We start from the raw sequence: 16329 nt of genomic DNA on the forward strand, positions 1-16329 counted from the left end.
TCGCCGATCTCGTCCGCAGCCTGTGGACAACACTCCGAACCGGCACGGCAGTGCAATGCCACAAAACGGTCATATTTACTCCTAGTCTGACATTGCGCTGGTCCGCATTGTCCACAGGGCTTGCGCGCACGTCCCGCTCCGGCTATTGGGAGGACGGCCCACCGCCATGCCCGCAGATCTCGCAGTCATCGGTCTCGGCCACCTCGGCCTGCCCCTCGCGCAGGCCGCCGTCGCCCGCGGCATCGCCACCACCGGCTACGATCCCGCCCGCGCCACCGACCTGGCGAGCGGCCGCCTGCCCTGCGACGGCGCCGAGGGGACCCTCACCGCGGCCGACGTCCGCCGGATGCTCTCGGGGGGCTTCCGGCCGACCACCGACCCGGCCGAACTGGGCCGCGTGCGCACCGCCGTCATCTGCGCCCCCACCCCGCCCGCCGCCGACCGCTCGCTGGACCTGAGCCAGGTGGCGGAGGCCGCCCGCGCCCTGGCTGCCCGGCTGCGGCCGCACACCACCGTGATCCTGGAGTCCCCCGCCTACCCGGGGAGCACCGAGGATTTCCTGCGCCCGATCCTCGAATCGGGCTCGGGGCTGCGCGCGGGCCGCGACTTCCACCTCGCCTACTCCCCGGGCCGCCTGGACCCGGGCAACCGCTCGCACGGCTACGCGGGCACCCCCAAGGTCATCGGCGGCCTCACCCCCGCCTGCACCGAGTCGGCGGCCACCTTCTACGGCCGGCTCACCGACAAGGTCGTCCGCGCCCGGGGTCCCCGCGAGGCCGAGACCGTGCACCTCCTGGAGACCAACTACCGGCACGTCAACATGGCCCTGGTCAACGAGATGGCGGTGCTCTGCCACGACCTCGGCATCGACCTGTGGGACGTCATCCGCTGCGCCGAGACCAAGCCCTTCGGCTTCCAGGCCTTCCGCCCCGGGCCCGGCGTCGGCGGCCACGGCGTCCCCCTGGACATCCCGAACCCCTCGCGCGGCGCCCGCCCCCTGCGCATGGTGGAGCTGGCCGCGCAGGTCAACGACCGCATGCCCCAGTACGTCATCCAGCGCTCGGCGACCCTGCTCAACGAACACGGCAAGTCCGCGCGCGGCGCCCGCGTCCTGCTCCTCGGCGTCACCTACAAGCCCGACCTGGCCGACCAGCAGGGCGCCCCCGCCCAGGAGGTGGCGACCCGGCTCATGGAGCTGGGCGCCTCCGTCAGCTACCACGACCCCTATGTGCCCAACTGGAGCATCCTCGGCCGTCCGGTCCCGCGCGCGGACTCGCTCTACGAGGCGGCCGCCGAGGCCGACCTCACGATCCTGCTCCAGCACCACCGCACGTACGACCTGCAAGGGCTGGCCGTGAAGGCGCAGCTGCTCCTCGACACGCGCGGCGCGACCCCGGCGGGCGCCGCCCACCGCCTGTAGCCACGCGCGCGTGGAAGGGCCCGGACACATGTGAGAGGGCCCGGACGCATCCGCGTCCGGGCCCTTCCACGACGTCACACGAGCGGCGCGCGCGTCACCGCTTGTGCTGCGCGTCCGCGACCGTCACCTCGACGCGCTGGAACTCCTTGAGCTCGCTGTAGCCCGTCGTCGCCATGGCACGGCGCAGCGCGCCGAAGAAGTTCATCGAGCCGTCGGGGATGTGCGAGGGGCCCGTGAGGATCTCCTCGGTCGTGCCGACGGTGCCGAGGTGGACCTTCTTCCCGCGCGGCACGTCCTCGTGGACGGCCTCCATGCCCCAGTGGTGGCCCTTGCCGGGCGCGTCCGTGGCGCGGGCCAGCGGGGAGCCCACCATGACGGCGTCGGCGCCGCAGGCGATGGCCTTGGGCAGGTCGCCGGACCAGCCCACGGCTCCGTCGGCGATGACGTGGACGTACCGGCCGCCGGACTCGTCCATGTAGTCGCGGCGGGCGGCCGCGACGTCGGCGACGGCGGTGGCCATCGGCACCTGGATGCCGAGGACGTTGCGCGTGGTGTGCGCGGCGCCGCCGCCGAAGCCGACCAGGACACCCGCGGCGCCGGTGCGCATCAGGTGCAGGGCGGCGGTGTAGGTGGCGCAGCCGCCCACGATGACCGGCACGTCGAGTTCGTAGATGAACTGCTTCAGGTTCAGCGGCTCGGCGGCGCCGGAGACGTGCTCGGCGGAGACGGTGGTGCCGCGGATCACGAAGATGTCCACGCCAGCGTCCACGACGGCCTTGGAGAACTCGGCGGTGCGCTGCGGGGAGAGCGCGGCGGCGGTGACCACGCCGGAGTCGCGCACCTCCTTGATGCGCTGCCCGATGAGGTCGGCCTGGATCGGGGCGGCGTAGATCTCCTGGAGGCGCCGCGTGGCGGTCTCCGGGTCCAGCTCGGCGATCTCGTCCAGCAGCGGCTGCGGGTCCTCGTAGCGCGTCCAGAGGCCTTCGAGGTTCAGGACGCCGAGGCCGCCCAGCTCACCGATGCGGATGGCGGTCCGCGGCGAGACCACGGAGTCCATGGGGGCCGCCAGGAAGGGCAGCTCGAAGCGGTAGGCGTCGATCTGCCACGCGATCGAGACCTCCTTCGGGTCGCGGGTGCGCCGGCTCGGTACGACGGCGATGTCGTCGAAGGCGTACGCGCGGCGGCCGCGCTTGCCGCGCCCGATCTCGATCTCAGTCACGTTGTGGGGCCTTTCCCTCTTGGTCTGCCTGTCCAGTATCCCCGACACACACGCAAGGGGCGGCCCCGGTGAGCCGGGACCGCCCCTTCACGCGCGCGTGGAGCCGGAAGACTACTTGTGACGGCTGTAGTTCGGCGCCTCGACCGTCATCTGGATGTCGTGCGGGTGGCTCTCCTTGAGGCCCGCGGACGTGATGCGCACGAAGCGGCCGTTGGCCTGGAGCTCGGGGACGGTGCGTCCGCCGACGTAGAACATCGACTGACGCAGGCCGCCGACCAGCTGGTGGACGACCGCGGAGAGCGGGCCGCGGTAGGGCACCTGGCCCTCGATGCCCTCGGGCACCAGCTTCTCGTCGGAGGCGACGCCCTCCTGGAAGTAGCGGTCCTTGGAGAAGGAGCGCTGGTCGCCGCGCGACTGCATGGCGCCGAGCGAGCCCATGCCGCGGTAGGACTTGAACTGCTTGCCGTTGATGAACATCAGCTCACCGGGGGACTCCTCGCAGCCGGCGAGCAGCGAGCCCAGCATGACCGTGTCCGCGCCGGCGACGAGCGCCTTGGCGATGTCTCCGGAGTACTGCAGGCCGCCGTCGCCGATGACCGGGACACCGGCCTCCTTGGCGGCGAGCGAGGCTTCGTAGATGGCCGTCACCTGGGGGACGCCGATACCGGCGACGACACGCGTCGTACAGATGGAGCCGGGGCCGACACCGACCTTGATGCCGTCGACACCGGCGTCGATCAGTGCCTGGGCGCCCTCGCGGGTGGCGATGTTGCCGCCGATGACGTCGACGCCCGGGGCGTCGGACTTGATCTTGGCGACCATGTCGCCGACGAGGCGGGAGTGGCCGTGCGCCGTGTCGACGACGATGAAGTCGACGCCCGCGGCGACCAGCGCCTGGGCCCGCTCGAAGGCGTCGCCCGCGACGCCGACGGCGGCGCCGACCAGGAGCCGGCCCTCGCCGTCCTTGGCGGCGTTCGGGTACTTCTCGGCCTTCACGAAGTCCTTGACCGTGATGAGGCCCTTGAGCACGCCCGCGTCGTCGACCAGCGGCAGCTTCTCGATCTTGTGGCGGCGCAGCAGCTCCATGGCGTCCACACCGGAGATGCCGACCTTGCCGGTGACCAGCGGCATCGGCGTCATGACCTCGCGCACCTGGCGGCCGCGGTCGTTCTCGAAGGCCATGTCGCGGTTGGTGACGATGCCCAGCAGCCGGTCGGCCGCGTCGGTCACCGGGACACCGCTGATGCGGAACTTGGCGCAGATCGCGTCGGCCTCGGCGAGCGTCGCGTCCGGGTGCACCGTGATCGGGTCGGTGACCATGCCGGACTCGGAGCGCTTGACCAGGTCGACCTGGTTGGCCTGGTCGGCGATGGAGAGATTGCGGTGCAGCACGCCGACGCCGCCCTGGCGCGCCATGGCGATCGCCATCCGCGCCTCGGTGACCTTGTCCATCGCGGCCGACAGCAGCGGAACGTTCACCCGCACGTTCTTCGAGATGTACGAGGAGGTGTCGATCTGGTCGGGCGCCATGTCCGACGCGCCCGGCAGCAGCAGCACGTCGTCGTAGGTCAGCCCCAGTGTCGCGAATTTATCGGGCACCCCAGTCGAAGAACCGCTGTTTGCAGTCATGACACCTTCCCCAAATGGCCTTGATCGGTGCGGATGTCCATGCTAACGGGAACGAGGAGTGTCTCATTCCACGATCAAGATCATCGGCATTCTTTGGACGTTCGTACGGCAGCACGCCGTACGACGGCTCACTGCTCGGCCAGGGCCCGCAGCCGGCTCAGCGCCCGGTGCTGGGCCACGCGCACCGCTCCCGGGGACATGCCCAGCATCTGGCCGGTCTCCTCGGCCGTGAGGCCGACGGCGATCCTGAGCAGCAGCAGCTCGCGCTGGTTCTCCGGGAGGTTGGCGAGGAGCTTCTTGGCCCACTCCGCGTCACTGCTGAGCAGGGCGCGCTCCTCGGGGCCGAGCGAGTCGTCGGGCCGCTCGGGCATCTCGTCGGAGGGCACGGCGGTCGAACCGGGCCGGCGCATGGCCGCCCGCTGGAGGTCGGCCACCTTGTGCGCGGCGATCGCGAAGACGAACGCCTCGAAGGGGCGGCCCGTGTCCTTGTAGCGCGGCAGGGCGAGGAGTACGGCGACACAGACCTCCTGCGCCAGATCCTCCACGAAGTGCCGCGCGTCACCCGGCAGCCGGGACAGCCGGGCGCGGCAGTAGCGCAGCGCGAGCGGGTGCACGTGTGCGAGAAGGTCGTGCGTGGCCTGCTCGTCGCCCTCGACGGCGCGAAGGACGAGGGCACCGATCACCGTCGTCTTGTCATCGCGCATCGGTCCATGGTGCCTTGACGGCGGCTGATCCGCGGCACCGCGTCCGTAGTTGTGCACTGAAGCGTTATGAGCAGGTGCGCCGGAACTCATCTCCTGCGCCCTCCCCTCCCGCTCGATCGACTCGTCCCCGAGGAACTCCACACCTCAAGGATGCGGCATCGGCCGCGAAGCGACACCCACCGCTCCCGAGGAGGGGTGCGGCGGGCGTCCGCCGCCCCGCCCACCGCGTGGCGGGCGGGAGGCGTCGCGCCCCCGCCGCGGCACACTCAGCGGACCAGGCCCCAGCGGAAGCCGAGCGCCACCGCGTGCGCCCGGTCCGAGGCGCCGAGCTTCTTGAACAACCGCCTGGCGTGCGTCTTCACCGTGTCCTCGGAGAGGAACAGCTCGCGTCCGATCTCCGCGTTCGACCGGCCGTGGCTCATGCCCTCCAGGACCTGGATCTCCCGCGCGGTGAGCGTGGGCGCGGCGCCCATCTCGGCCGAGCGCAGTCTGCGCGGGGCGAGCCGCCAGGTCGGGTCGGCGAGCGCCTGCGTGACCGTCGCGCGCAGTTCGGCGCGCGAGGCGTCCTTGTGCAGATAGCCGCGGGCACCGGCGGCCACCGCGAGCGCGACCCCGTCGAGGTCCTCGGCGACGGTGAGCATGATGATGCGCGCACCGGGGTCGGCGGACAGCAGCCGCCGGACGGTCTCCACGCCGCCCAGACCGGGCATGCGTACGTCCATCAGAATCAGGTCCGAGCGGTCGGCGCCCCAGCGGCGGAGGACTTCCTCGCCGTTGGCCGCCGTCGTCACACGCTCGACGCCGGGCACGGTCGCGACCGCTCGACGGAGCGCCTCTCGGGCAAGCGGGGAGTCGTCGCAGACGAGGACGGATGTCATGACTGTCCTCCGCGGCTCTCACAGCTGCTGCGCGTCACCTTGAGCCTCCAGGCTGGTACATATTCGTCACCTGTGCGGTTGACGCTCTCGGACACCTGCCCGAGCGCTTTTCCTTCAACCGCCTCGCACTCTCAACGACGGTCACCCGAAAGAGTTACGGGGCAGTCAGCCATCTTCGGCACTCTACGTGAGGGCCCGGACACAGAGCAGAGCGTGCGGCACACCCTCAAGGTTTCATCACAACCTATGCCCCATTTAGCTCCTTTTCTTCCCTTTTATCGGTGTCTGTGGCTAGATTCGCAATGAGTCATATTTTCATCTCCTTAGACAGTAGATGTACGGTCATGGGCACCGTACCCGCGTCAGAACGGCTTCAAGGGGAACAGCAATGGCAGATTTCTCCCGCCTTCCCGGACCGAACGCAGATCTCTGGGACTGGCAGCTCCTCGCCGCCTGCCGCGGGGTCGACAGCTCGCTCTTCTTCCACCCGGAGGGCGAGCGGGGTGCCGCGCGCAGCGCGCGAGAGAACTCCGCCAAGGAGGTCTGCATGCGGTGCCCGGTGCGTGCGGAGTGCGCCGCTCACGCGCTCGCGGTGCGCGAGCCGTACGGCGTGTGGGGTGGGCTGACCGAGGACGAGCGCGAGGAGCTGATGGGGCGGGCGCGCCATCGCCTCGTCAGGGCGTCCGCGCCCGGCGGAGCGGTCTCACCGCACTGAGCGAGCGCGTCTCGCCGTACTGAAGGAACGTTTCTGCACAGGGGCCGTGGGCCCGTTCAGCACAGCGGCCGTGGCCGTTCTGCACAGCGCCCGTGGGCCCGGCGCGCGGATCAGCGGGCCGCCGCGCGCGCCAGGTGGTCCAGCGTGGCGGCGACGGCCGGCACCTGCGCCAGGTCCGGCAGCGTGAGCGCGACGATCTCCCGCCGCACGACCGGTTCGACCGTCACCGTCCGGGCGCCCATGGGGCGCACCGACTCGATCGCCAGCTCGGGCAGCACCGCCACCCCGAGGCCGGCGCCGACCAGGCCGATCACCGCCGGATAGTCGTCGGTGGCGAAGTCGATCCGGGGCACGAAGCCGGCCCCCTCACAGACCTCCACCAGCTGCCGGCGGCAGCGCGGGCAGCCCGCGATCCACGACTCGTCGGCGAACTCCCCGATGGTGACGGCGTCCGCACCGGCGAGCCGGTGCCCCTCGGGCACGAGGCCGACGAGCCGGTCCGCGAGCAGCGGGCGCACGACGAGGTCGTCCCAGTCCTCGGCGGCGGGCGCGCCGTCCGCCTTGCCCTGAGGGGCCTCGCTCCGGGCCGCGTACCGGAAGGCGAGCGCCACGTCGCAGTCGCCCTCGCGCAGCATCTCCACCGAGCGCGGCGGTTCGGCCTCCACCAGGGAGACGCGCGTCCCGGGATGGGCCGCGCGCAGCGCCGCGAGGGCGGCGGGCACCAGCGTCGAACTGCCGCTCGGGAAGGAGACGAGCCGGACCCGGCCCGCGCGCAGGCCCGCGATGGCGGCCACCTCCTCCTCCGCGGCGGTGAGGCCCGCGAGGATGCCCGCGGCGTGCCGGACCAGCGCCTCGCCCGCCTGCGTCAGGCGCATCTCGCGGCCGGTGCGGATCAGCAGCGGCGTACCGGTGGACGATTCGAGGGCCTTCATCTGCTGGCTCACGGCGGGCTGGGTGCAGCCGAGCTCGCGGGCCGCGGCGGAGAAGGAGCCGGTGGCGGCCACGGCGCGCAGGACACGGAGGTGACGGGCCTCGATCATCCTTCGAGCATAAGCGTTGCTTGGGCCCGGCGTGAAATATCGCCCCGCGCCTTTGGGTGGCGGTCGCCCGATCTGCGGGCGCGCGGGTACGGCGCGCGGTCTCGTGACCCGGGGTCATGGCGTGCGGCCGGCCCGGCGGTGGCCGAATCTCACTAGCCTTGGTCCATGACTACGGCTCTGATTACGGGATCAACCGCCGGCATCGGCGCCGCCTTCGCGCGCCGCCTCGCCGGTGACGGCCACAACCTCGTCCTGGTGGCGCGTGACACCAAGCGGCTGCGCGAACAGGCGACCGAGCTGCACGACCGGCACGGCATCGAGGCGGAGGTGCTCACCGCGGACCTGTCGACGGACAGCGGCATCGAAGCCGTCGAGAAGCGGCTCTCCGACCGCAGGGACGCCGTCGACCTGCTGATCAACAACGCCGGGTTCGGCAACAAGGGCCGGTACCTGGAAGTGGCGATGGCCGACGAGCTGACCATGCTCAAGGTGCACTGCGAGGCGGTGCTCCGGCTGACGTCGGCGGCCGCGGAGTCGATGCGGGAGCGGGGCCGGGGCGGAGTGGTGAACGTCGCGTCGGTGGCGGCGTTCGTGCCGCGCGGGACGTACGGCGCCTCGAAGGCGTGGGTCGTGCAGTTCACCCAGGGCGCGGCGAAGGACCTGGCGGGCAGCGGGGTGCGGCTGATGGCGCTGTGCCCCGGCTTCGTCCGTACGGAGTTCCACGAGCGGGCCGGGATGGGGACGTCCAACATCCCCGACTGGATGTGGCTCGACGCGGACAAGCTGGTGGCGGCGGGGCTCGCCGACCTGGCGCGGGGGCGGACCGTCTCCGTGCCCGATCCGCGCTACAAGGCCCTGATGGGCCTCGTGAAGGTGACGCCGAGGTCCCTTCTGGGTGGCGTCACGTCCCGCACGGGCCGCAAGTACGGGCCTCAATAGGGTCTTGTTTCCGGGCCCTCGCGTCTGCCGGGCTGGTGTGTGTTCACCGGCTGCGGGCCGTGGTCCGTCCTCGCGCAGTTCCCCGCGCCCCTTCCAGGGGCGCTACACCTGACGCCGTTCAGGGGCGCGGGGAACTGCGCGACCGGCCAGGAACAGGCCCGCACCCGGCGAAGTCGGCGCAACCCGGCAGACGCGTCCCCGAAAAGGCCGAGGCCCGGCTCCCCCTGGGCGACAAGGGGAGCCGGGCCTCGGCGCTCAGCGAGAGCGCAGGTCAGTGCGAGTGACCGTGGCCGTGGCCGTGGCCCGCGTCGCCCTCGTCCTCGGCCGGCTTCTCGACGACGAGCGTCTCGGTCGTCAGCAGCAGCGAGGCGATGGACGCGGCGTTCTCCAGCGCGGAGCGCGTGACCTTGACCGGGTCGATGACGCCGGCCTTGACCAGGTCGCCGTACTCGCCGGTCGCGGCGTTGAAGCCGAAGCCCTTGTCCAGCTCGGCGACCTTGGAGGTGATGACGTAACCCTCCAGGCCGGCGTTCTCGGCGATCCAGCGCAGCGGCTCGACGGCGGCGCGGCGCACGACGGCGACACCGGTGGCCTCGTCGCCCTCCTTGCCGAGGTTGCCCTCGAGGACCTTCACGGCGTGGACGAGCGCGGAGCCACCACCGGAGACGATGCCCTCCTCGACCGCGGCGCGGGTCGCGGAGATGGCGTCCTCCAGACGGTGCTTCTTCTCCTTCAGCTCCACCTCGGTGGCGGCGCCGACCTTGATGACGCACACGCCGCCGGCCAGCTTCGCGAGGCGCTCCTGGAGCTTCTCGCGGTCCCAGTCGGAGTCCGTGGCCTCGATCTCGGCCTTGATCTGGTTGACGCGGCCCTCGACGTCGGCCTTGTTGCCGCCGCCGTCGACGATCGTGGTGTCGTCCTTGGTGATGGTGACGCGGCGGGCGGTGCCGAGCACGTCCAGGCCGACCTGGTCGAGCTTGAGGCCGACCTCTTCGGCGATGACGGTGGCACCGGTGAGGGTGGCCATGTCGCCGAGCATCGCCTTGCGGCGGTCGCCGAAGCCGGGGGCCTTCACCGCGACGGCGTTGAAGGTGCCGCGGATCTTGTTCACGACCAGGGTCGACAGGGCCTCGCCCTCGACGTCCTCGGCGATGATCAGGAGCGGCTTCGAGGAGTTGGCCTGGATGACCTTCTCCAGCAGCGGCAGCATGTCCTGGATGGAGGAGATCTTGCCCTGGTGGATCAGGATGTACGGGTCGTCGAGGACGGCCTCCATACGCTCCTGGTCGGACACCATGTACGGGGACAGGTAGCCCTTGTCGAAGGCCATGCCCTCGGTGAAGTCGAGCTCCAGGCCGAAGGTGTTGGACTCCTCGACGGTGATGACACCGTCCTTGCCGACCTTGTCCATCGCCTCGGCGATGAGCTCGCCGACCTGCGGGTCCTGGGCGGACAGACCGGCGACGGCCGCGATGTCGGCCTTGTCGTCGATCGGACGGGCGGTGGCGAGGAGCTCCTCGGAGACGGCCTTGACGGCGGCGTCGATGCCCTTCTTCAGGGCGGCCGGGGAGGCGCCGGCGGCGACGTTGCGCAGGCCTTCCTTGACCAGGGCCTGGGCGAGCACGGTGGCGGTGGTGGTGCCGTCACCAGCGATGTCGTTGGTCTTGGTCGCCACCTCCTTCACCAGCTGGGCGCCGAGGTTCTCGTACGGGTCCTCGACCTCTACCTCACGGGCGATGGTGACGCCGTCGTTGGTGATGGTCGGGGCGCCGAACTTCTTGTCGATGACGACGTTGCGGCCGCGGGGGCCGATCGTCACCTTGACCGTGTCGGCAAGCTTGTTGACGCCGCGCTCAAGGGCGCGACGGGCGTCCTCGTCGAACTTCAGGATCTTCGCCATGGGAGCGATTCAGCCCTCTCGAAAACTCGGGTTAACGAGCCGCGCCCCTCGCCGCCCGGCAATCAGCGGGGTGACCAGGGGCGCAGCTCAAAGCAAATCTGCTGGTGAAGCAGGTGAACTACTTCTCGACGATCGCGAGCACGTCGCGGGCCGAGAGGACGAGGTACTCCTCGCCGTTGTACTTCACCTCGGTGCCGCCGTACTTGCTGTACAGCACGATGTCGCCGGTCTTCACGTCGAGCGGCAGGCGCTCGCCGTTCTCGAAGCGGCCCGGGCCCACGGCCAGGACGACGCCCTCCTGGGGCTTCTCCTTGGCGGTGTCCGGAATGACCAGGCCGGAGGCCGTGGTCTGCTCGGCGTCGAGCGGCTGGACCACAATGCGGTCCTCGAGCGGCTTGATGGCAACCTTGGAGCTGGTGGTCGTCACGTTCCGGTCTCCCCCTTCGGAGATCTCACGGGGTTAACAGTCTGAGGTGTGGCGACCAGGTGGATCCGTCGTCGCGGGTGCCGGACCTGCCCGTCGCTGTTGGCACTCTCCAACGGGGAGTGCCAGAAGCGAGACTAGGACGGCGATTAGCACTCGGTCAAGCGGAGTGCCAATCCACTGCGCGGCGCTTTACGGGGACGGGGCGCTCCCCGGCCCCGGGGGCAGGGGTGTGGCCCTGTCCGGACAACGTGCTGCGCGGCCCCGAAGTTCCTCCGACGGCTCGGCGCGTCGACGGGGCGCGTCCGTGCGCTCGGCGCGGGGCGGCTCCGGAGCGCCGGTGCGGGGCATCCCCGTACGCCCGGCGCGGGGCGGCATCGGATCGCCGGGGCGGGGGCGCCCGCAGTGGTCGGCGCCCGGGTCGCCCGTGCTCCCCCGGCCGCGCGCAGGCATCTTCTCGGCGGCTTTCCTGCCCAGGCGTTCGATCGGGTCCACCGACTCCGCGCAGGACACCAGCGGCGCGGGCGCGAGTACTCCGCACAGCAGGGCCCCCACGAGGAGGCGGCGGCGCACCCGCGCCCGCCGGGTCACAGGTAGTCCTCCAGCCTGGCCACCGCGTAGCCCTTGGCCGTGACCGTCTTCATGGCCCGGCGGACCATGTCGGGCATGGTGCCCTTCCAGTCCTCGTGGCCCCGGAAGTGGGTGAGGAGGATGTCGCCGGGGTGCAGGTCGCGGTCCCACTCGCGGTAGTCCATGCGGTCGGCGAAGACCTCCGCGTTCCACAGCGGCACCGCCTTGATGCCGCAGGACTTGGCGGCGCGCAGCGTGTCCCGGTTGTAGTTGCCGTACGGCGGCCGGAAGAGCTCCGGCCGCTTGCCGTAGCGCTTCTCGATGACGTCCTGCATGCCGCAGATCTCGCGGCGCTGGCGTGCGTAGGAGAGTCCTGGCATGTAGCGGTGGTTGAGGGTGTGGTTGTTCAGGGAGACCCCGCGGTCGCGCATCTTCGTGAAGTAGCCGTAGTCCTCCTTGACGAGGTAGTCGCTGAGGAAGGCGGTGTACGGGATCCGCAGGTCGCTCATCATCCGCAGGAACGCCGGGTCCTTCTCGGCCCCGTCGTCGATGGTCAGGAAGACGACCTTCTTCTTGGTCGGGATCGTCGTGAAGACCGGCGGCAGCTTCGACTGCCCCTTGACCTCGAAGCCCCGGCGGGTCTTGAGCCGCGGCTTGGTCGCGGGCGGGGCGGGCGCGGTCAGCGGGGTCCTCGCCAGGCCCCAGCGCTTGGCGGCCGTGACCCGGGCGGCATGGGCGGCGCCGAGTTGCTGGGCGTAGGAGTGCAGGGCCCGGGCGGGCGGCGCCTGGAGCGGCTGCTGGCCGTGAGCGGGCCGCACGGCATCGGATCCGCCCCCGGAGGCGCAGCCGGAGGCGATCGCCGTGACGGTCAGCGCCGCGAGCGCGACACGCGACCGATTCTTCCGCCTTACGGCGCATTCTTCGTTTTGTCGTACGAGTTGCATGGCGCCGGATCCTCGCAGCCCGGGGCCCGCTTCCCGGGCCGACACCGCCACCCGCCGCGCACCATCCACCGACTGGCCCACAATGGGGCGGGTGAACGACCCGAACACGCCGCCCGGCCCCGACGCCAGCGCTGTCACCGCTGCCCCCGCTGCCCCCTCCACCGGCGACACCGGCCCCGGCGACCCGCTCGCCGCCTTCGCCGCCCTGCGCACCGAGGCGGGCCGGGCCCTGCTCGCCGAGGTCCGGGACGTCGAGCCCGCGCAGGAGCTGGCCGCCGCCACCCGGCTGCGCCGCGAGCACCCGGCGCCGCTGGTCTCCGCCGCCCTGGCCCAGGCCCGCCTGCGCCGACGGGCGGCGGCGAAGTTCGGCGCCGAGGACGCGGCCCGGATGTTCTTCACGCCCAACGGCGTCGAGCAGTCCACCCGCGCCTCCGTCGCCGCGCACCGCGCCGCGCGCTTCAAGGCGCTGGGCGTGCGCTCCCTGGCCGACCTCTGCTGCGGCATCGGCGGTGACGCCATCGCCCTGGCGCGGGCCGGCATCTCGGTCCTCGCCGTCGACCGGGACCCGCTGACCTGCGCCGTCGCCCGCGCCAACGCGGAGGTACTCGGGCTCGCCGACCTCATCGAGGTGCGCGAGGCCGATGTCACGGACGTGGACACAGCGGCGTACGACGCGGTGTTCGTGGACCCGGCGCGCCGCTCCTCCAAGCGTGGCCGCATCTTCGACCCGGAGTCCTACTCCCCGCCGCTGTCCTGGGCCGTCCGGACGGCGCTCGGGGCCCCGCGCGCCGCCCTGAAGATCGCCCCCGGCATCCCGCACGAGGCGATTCCCGCCGAGGCGGCGGCCGAGTGGATCTCGGACGGCGGCGACGTCAAGGAGGCGGTGCTGTGGTTCGGCACGGACGCGCCCGCCTCGCACCGCGCGACGCTCCTGCCGCGGAACGTCTCGCTGTGGAGCCCGCTGGCCACGCTGCTGCCCGACCCCGAGGTGCGGCCCGTGGGGCGGTACCTGTACGAGCCCGACGGCGCCGTCATCCGCGCGCACCTGGTCGCCGAGGTCGCGGCCCGGGTCGAGGGCGGACTGATCGACGCGACCATCGCGTACGTCACGTCCGACGCGCTGCACGCGACCCCCTACGCGGCGGCGTACGAGATCACCGATCAGCTCCCCTTCGGCGTGAAGAAGCTGAAGGCCCTGCTGCGGGAGCGGGAGGTCGGCGTCCTGACGGTGAAGAAGCGGGGCTCGGCGGTGGAGCCGGAGGATCTGCGCCGCAAGGTGAAACCGCAGGGCAAGAACGCGGCGACAGTCTTCCTCACGCGGGTGGCGGGCGCCCCGGCCATGCTGATCGGCCACCCGGTGCCCACCGACTGAGCGGCGCCGGCCGAGGGCCGACCGGGGCGCGGTTTCCCCGCACCCCTTCGGCCCCCTCTGGCAGGCTCACGCCATGCCTTTCGACCACAACGACCACTACCACCGGCTGCTCCTGCGCGCGCTGCCGCCGGGCGGCCGCACCGCCCTCGACGTCGGCTGCGGCACCGGCCGCTTCGCCCGGCGCCTCGCCGCACGCGGCTACACGGTCGACGCGCTCGATCCGTCCGCCGAGGTCATCGCCGAGGCCCGGGCGCTGGGCGGCGGACCCCGGTTCCGGCGGGCGGACGTGACCGAAGGGGACCTGCCCGAGGGGCATTACGACGTCGTCACCTGCCTGGCGAGCCTGCACCACATGCCGTTCGCCACCGTCACCCGGCTGCGCGACGCCCTCGCGCCGGGCGGCACCCTGCTCGTCCTCGGCTGCTACTCCGGGATGACGTGGTGGGACCTCGCGGCGTCGCCCGCCAACGCCGTGGCGCGGCTGGCGGTGTACATGGGCGAACGCCTGCGCGGCACCCGCCCGCCCCCGCTCAGGGCGCCGGTACGGCAGCCCGACATGACGCTCCCCCGGATCCGCGCCGAGGCGGCCCGCCTCCTGCCCGGCGCCGGCGTGCGGCAGCTGCTGTTCTGGCGGTACCTGCTGACGTACCGCAAGACGTGAGCGTCAGGCGTCGGCCATCAGGCGTCGGGCGTCGGGCGTCGGGCGTCGGGCATCAGTCTGCGTCCACCGGCTCGAACCGCCAGCGGTGCGCCGCGCGGGCCACCAGCTCCGGCGCCGGGTCCGGCAGCTCCGGGAGGTCGGCGTCGTACGCGGCGTCCCACCAGGTGATGACGAGGACCCGGTCCTGCGGGGCGCGGAAGTGCTCCCGCCGCAGCGGCGCGGCGTCGAACCGCTGTGCCCGCGCCCACGTCAGCAGCTCCGCGCCCCGCCCCTCGGCGGCCCGGGCCTCCCACATCAGCGCGACGGTCACGAGTACAGGTTCTCCTTGCTGACCTCGTGCACGTGGTCGTGGGAGTGCGTGTGCCCCGGCACGTGCGGCTCCGTCACCGGCAGCGAGGAGTCGGCCGACAGGTCCCACGAGGAGGCCGCGCGGTTGCGGGCCACCATCTCGGCGCCGAGGGCCGCGACCATCGCGCCGTTGTCCGTGCACAGCTTGGGGCGCGGCACGCGCAGCCGGATCCCGGCCTTCTCGCACCGCTCCTGGGCGAGCGCCCGCAGCCGCGAGTTGGCGGCCACGCCACCGCCGATCATGAGGTGGTCGACGCCCTCGTCCTTGCAGGCCCGCACGGCCTTGCGGGTGAGCACGTCGACGACGGCCTCCTGGAAGGACGCCGACACATCGCGCACCGGCACGTCCTCGCCCGCGGCCCGCTTGGCCTCGATCCAGCGGGCGACGGACGTCTTGAGCCCGGAGAAGGAGAAGTCGTACGCCGGGTCGCGCGGCCCGGTGAGCCCGCGCGGGAAGGCGATGGCGTTCGGGTCGCCCTCGCGCGCGTACCGGTCGATGACCGGGCCGCCGGGGAAGCCGAGGTTCAGCACCCGCGCGATCTTGTCGAAGGCCTCGCCCGCCGCGTCGTCGATGGTCGAGCCGAGCGGCCGCACGTCGGAGGTGATGTCGGCGGAGAGCAGCAGCGAGGAGTGGCCGCCGGAGACCAGGAGCGCCATGGTCGGCTCGGGCAGCGGCCCGTGCTCCAGCTGGTCCACACAGATGTGCGAGGCGAGGTGGTTGACGCCGTACAGCGGCTTGCCGAGGGCGTACGCGTACGCCTTGGCCGCCGAGACGCCCACGAGCAGCGCGCCCGCGAGCCCGGGACCGGCGGTCACCGCGATGCCGTCGAGGTCCTTCGCGCTCACCCCCGCTTCCTTCAGGGCACGCTCGATGGTCGGCACCATCGCCTCCAGGTGCGCGCGGGAGGCGACCTCGGGAACGACACCGCCGAAGCGGGCGTGCTCGTCGACGCTGGAGGCGACGGCGTCGGCGAGCAGGGTGGTGCCGCGGACGATGCCGACACCGGTCTCGTCGCAGGAGGTCTCGATGCCGAGGACGAGGGGTTCGTCGCGCGAGTCAGCCATGAATCTCGGTTCCTTGTACGCCGGATACGGGGGTGGAGGGATCGGTGCGGCGCATGACCAGGGCGTCCACGTTGCCGGGCTGGTAGTAGCCGCGCCGGAAGCCGATGGGCTCGAAGCCGAAGCGCTCGTAGAGCTTCTGCGCCCGGGTGTTGTCGACCCGCACCTCCAACATGACCTCGGCGCACTCGAAGGCGGTCGCGGCCTGGAGCAGGTCGGTGAGCAGCCGGGCGCCGAGCCCGGTGCCCCAGTGGTCGCGGGCGACGGCGATGGTCTGGACGTCGGCGAGGTCTCCCTGGGCGGCGAGCCCCGCGTACCCGACGAGGCGCTCGCCGGCCATGGCGACCACGTAGCGGCGGGTGGCCCGCGGTCCGCGCGCGTGGGCCAGCTCGGACCAGAACATGCCGCGCGACCAGGCGTCGTCCGGGAACAGCTCCTTCTCCAGGGCGAACACCGCGTCGATGTCCCACCAGCGCATCTCGCGCAGCGCGACGGCCGCGTTGA

Annotated in this window: 16 protein-coding genes; 5 read left to right on the forward strand and 11 right to left on the reverse strand. The window is 72.0% G+C overall.

The features are described 5' to 3' along the window. The first annotated feature begins 166 nt into the window (after positions 1 to 166). On the forward strand, positions 167 to 1420 hold the full coding sequence (locus ACZ516_RS26875) for a nucleotide sugar dehydrogenase (RefSeq protein WP_358589616.1): 1254 nt from the start codon (positions 167 to 169) through the stop codon (positions 1418 to 1420). A 94-nt stretch (positions 1421 to 1514) separates the two neighbouring features. Here the strand turns inward: ACZ516_RS26875 and ACZ516_RS26880 are convergent, their stop codons facing one another. The 4 genes from ACZ516_RS26880 to ACZ516_RS26895 form a co-directional block, all read right to left on the reverse strand. Further along, the gene (locus ACZ516_RS26880) at positions 1515 to 2639 is read right to left on the reverse strand and encodes a GuaB3 family IMP dehydrogenase-related protein (protein ID WP_358699362.1); all 1125 of its coding nucleotides are present in this window, start codon (positions 2637 to 2639) and stop codon (positions 1515 to 1517) included. Positions 2640 to 2750: 111 nt separating this feature from the next. Next, complete coding sequence (gene guaB / locus ACZ516_RS26885) at positions 2751 to 4268, reverse strand: IMP dehydrogenase (RefSeq protein WP_358589995.1); 1518 nt, start codon at positions 4266 to 4268, stop codon at positions 2751 to 2753. A 128-nt stretch (positions 4269 to 4396) separates the two neighbouring features. Next, positions 4397 to 4972 (reverse strand): sigma-70 family RNA polymerase sigma factor, encoded by a 576-nt coding sequence (locus ACZ516_RS26890; RefSeq protein WP_358589992.1) that lies wholly within the window; start codon positions 4970 to 4972, stop codon positions 4397 to 4399. Between the two features lie 266 nt (positions 4973 to 5238). Next, positions 5239 to 5850 carry a response regulator transcription factor gene (locus tag ACZ516_RS26895; protein ID WP_003948568.1) on the reverse strand — a complete coding sequence of 204 codons (612 nt, stop codon included), beginning with the start codon at positions 5848 to 5850 and terminating at the stop codon, positions 5239 to 5241. Between the two features lie 388 nt (positions 5851 to 6238). On the opposite strand from ACZ516_RS26895, the gene ACZ516_RS26900 reads away from it, so the two are divergent. Beyond that, positions 6239 to 6565 carry a WhiB family transcriptional regulator gene (locus ACZ516_RS26900; RefSeq protein ID WP_469011983.1) on the forward strand — a complete coding sequence of 109 codons (327 nt, stop codon included), beginning with the start codon at positions 6239 to 6241 and terminating at the stop codon, positions 6563 to 6565. A 110-nt stretch (positions 6566 to 6675) separates the two neighbouring features. Here ACZ516_RS26900 and ACZ516_RS26905 read toward each other — a convergent pair whose 3' ends face one another. Then, positions 6676 to 7605 carry a LysR family transcriptional regulator gene (locus tag ACZ516_RS26905; protein ID WP_469011984.1) on the reverse strand — a complete coding sequence of 310 codons (930 nt, stop codon included), beginning with the start codon at positions 7603 to 7605 and terminating at the stop codon, positions 6676 to 6678. A gap of 165 nt (positions 7606 to 7770) precedes the next feature. On the opposite strand from ACZ516_RS26905, the gene ACZ516_RS26910 reads away from it, so the two are divergent. Beyond that, positions 7771 to 8544: an SDR family NAD(P)-dependent oxidoreductase gene (locus tag ACZ516_RS26910; RefSeq protein WP_358589985.1), complete on the forward strand. Its 774-nt coding sequence runs from the start codon at positions 7771 to 7773 to the stop codon at positions 8542 to 8544. A 271-nt stretch (positions 8545 to 8815) separates the two neighbouring features. Here ACZ516_RS26910 and groL read toward each other — a convergent pair whose 3' ends face one another. From groL to ACZ516_RS26925, 3 genes are all read right to left on the reverse strand, one after another. Further along, positions 8816 to 10444, reverse strand: coding sequence for a chaperonin GroEL (gene groL / locus ACZ516_RS26915; RefSeq protein ID WP_358577442.1), 1629 nt, complete (start codon positions 10442 to 10444; stop codon positions 8816 to 8818). A gap of 118 nt (positions 10445 to 10562) precedes the next feature. Further along, positions 10563 to 10871, reverse strand: a complete 309-nt coding sequence (gene groES, locus ACZ516_RS26920; protein ID WP_017239619.1) for a co-chaperone GroES — start codon at positions 10869 to 10871, stop codon at positions 10563 to 10565. A 584-nt stretch (positions 10872 to 11455) separates the two neighbouring features. Next, positions 11456 to 12382: a polysaccharide deacetylase family protein gene (locus ACZ516_RS26925; RefSeq protein ID WP_469011987.1), complete on the reverse strand. Its 927-nt coding sequence runs from the start codon at positions 12380 to 12382 to the stop codon at positions 11456 to 11458. A gap of 82 nt (positions 12383 to 12464) precedes the next feature. On the opposite strand from ACZ516_RS26925, the gene ACZ516_RS26930 reads away from it, so the two are divergent. Together ACZ516_RS26930 and ACZ516_RS26935 are read left to right on the forward strand one after the other, a co-directional pair. Next, positions 12465 to 13754 carry a class I SAM-dependent methyltransferase gene (locus tag ACZ516_RS26930; RefSeq protein WP_469011988.1) on the forward strand — a complete coding sequence of 430 codons (1290 nt, stop codon included), beginning with the start codon at positions 12465 to 12467 and terminating at the stop codon, positions 13752 to 13754. Between the two features lie 73 nt (positions 13755 to 13827). Beyond that, positions 13828 to 14415, forward strand: a complete 588-nt coding sequence (locus ACZ516_RS26935; protein WP_361082902.1) for a class I SAM-dependent methyltransferase — start codon at positions 13828 to 13830, stop codon at positions 14413 to 14415. 52 nt (positions 14416 to 14467) lie between these two features. On the opposite strand, the gene ACZ516_RS26940 is transcribed toward ACZ516_RS26935, so the two are convergent. Genes ACZ516_RS26940 through rimI form a run of 3 tightly spaced genes read right to left on the reverse strand, consistent with a single transcriptional unit; the run spans position 14468 to position 16303 of the window. Then, positions 14468 to 14725 (reverse strand): hypothetical protein, encoded by a 258-nt coding sequence (locus tag ACZ516_RS26940; RefSeq protein WP_358577432.1) that lies wholly within the window; start codon positions 14723 to 14725, stop codon positions 14468 to 14470. Beyond that, the gene (gene tsaD, locus ACZ516_RS26945; protein ID WP_358577429.1) at positions 14722 to 15828 is read right to left on the reverse strand and encodes a tRNA (adenosine(37)-N6)-threonylcarbamoyltransferase complex transferase subunit TsaD; all 1107 of its coding nucleotides are present in this window, start codon (positions 15826 to 15828) and stop codon (positions 14722 to 14724) included. Before tsaD ends, ACZ516_RS26940 begins: the two co-directional genes overlap by 4 nt. Next, on the reverse strand, positions 15821 to 16303 hold the full coding sequence (gene rimI / locus ACZ516_RS26950; RefSeq protein WP_358577471.1) for a ribosomal protein S18-alanine N-acetyltransferase: 483 nt from the start codon (positions 16301 to 16303) through the stop codon (positions 15821 to 15823). The genes tsaD and rimI overlap by 8 nt, the downstream gene beginning before the upstream one ends. Between the last annotated feature and the right edge of the window lie 26 nt (positions 16304 to 16329).

The organism is Streptomyces sp. NPDC034037 (genome assembly GCF_055575715.1).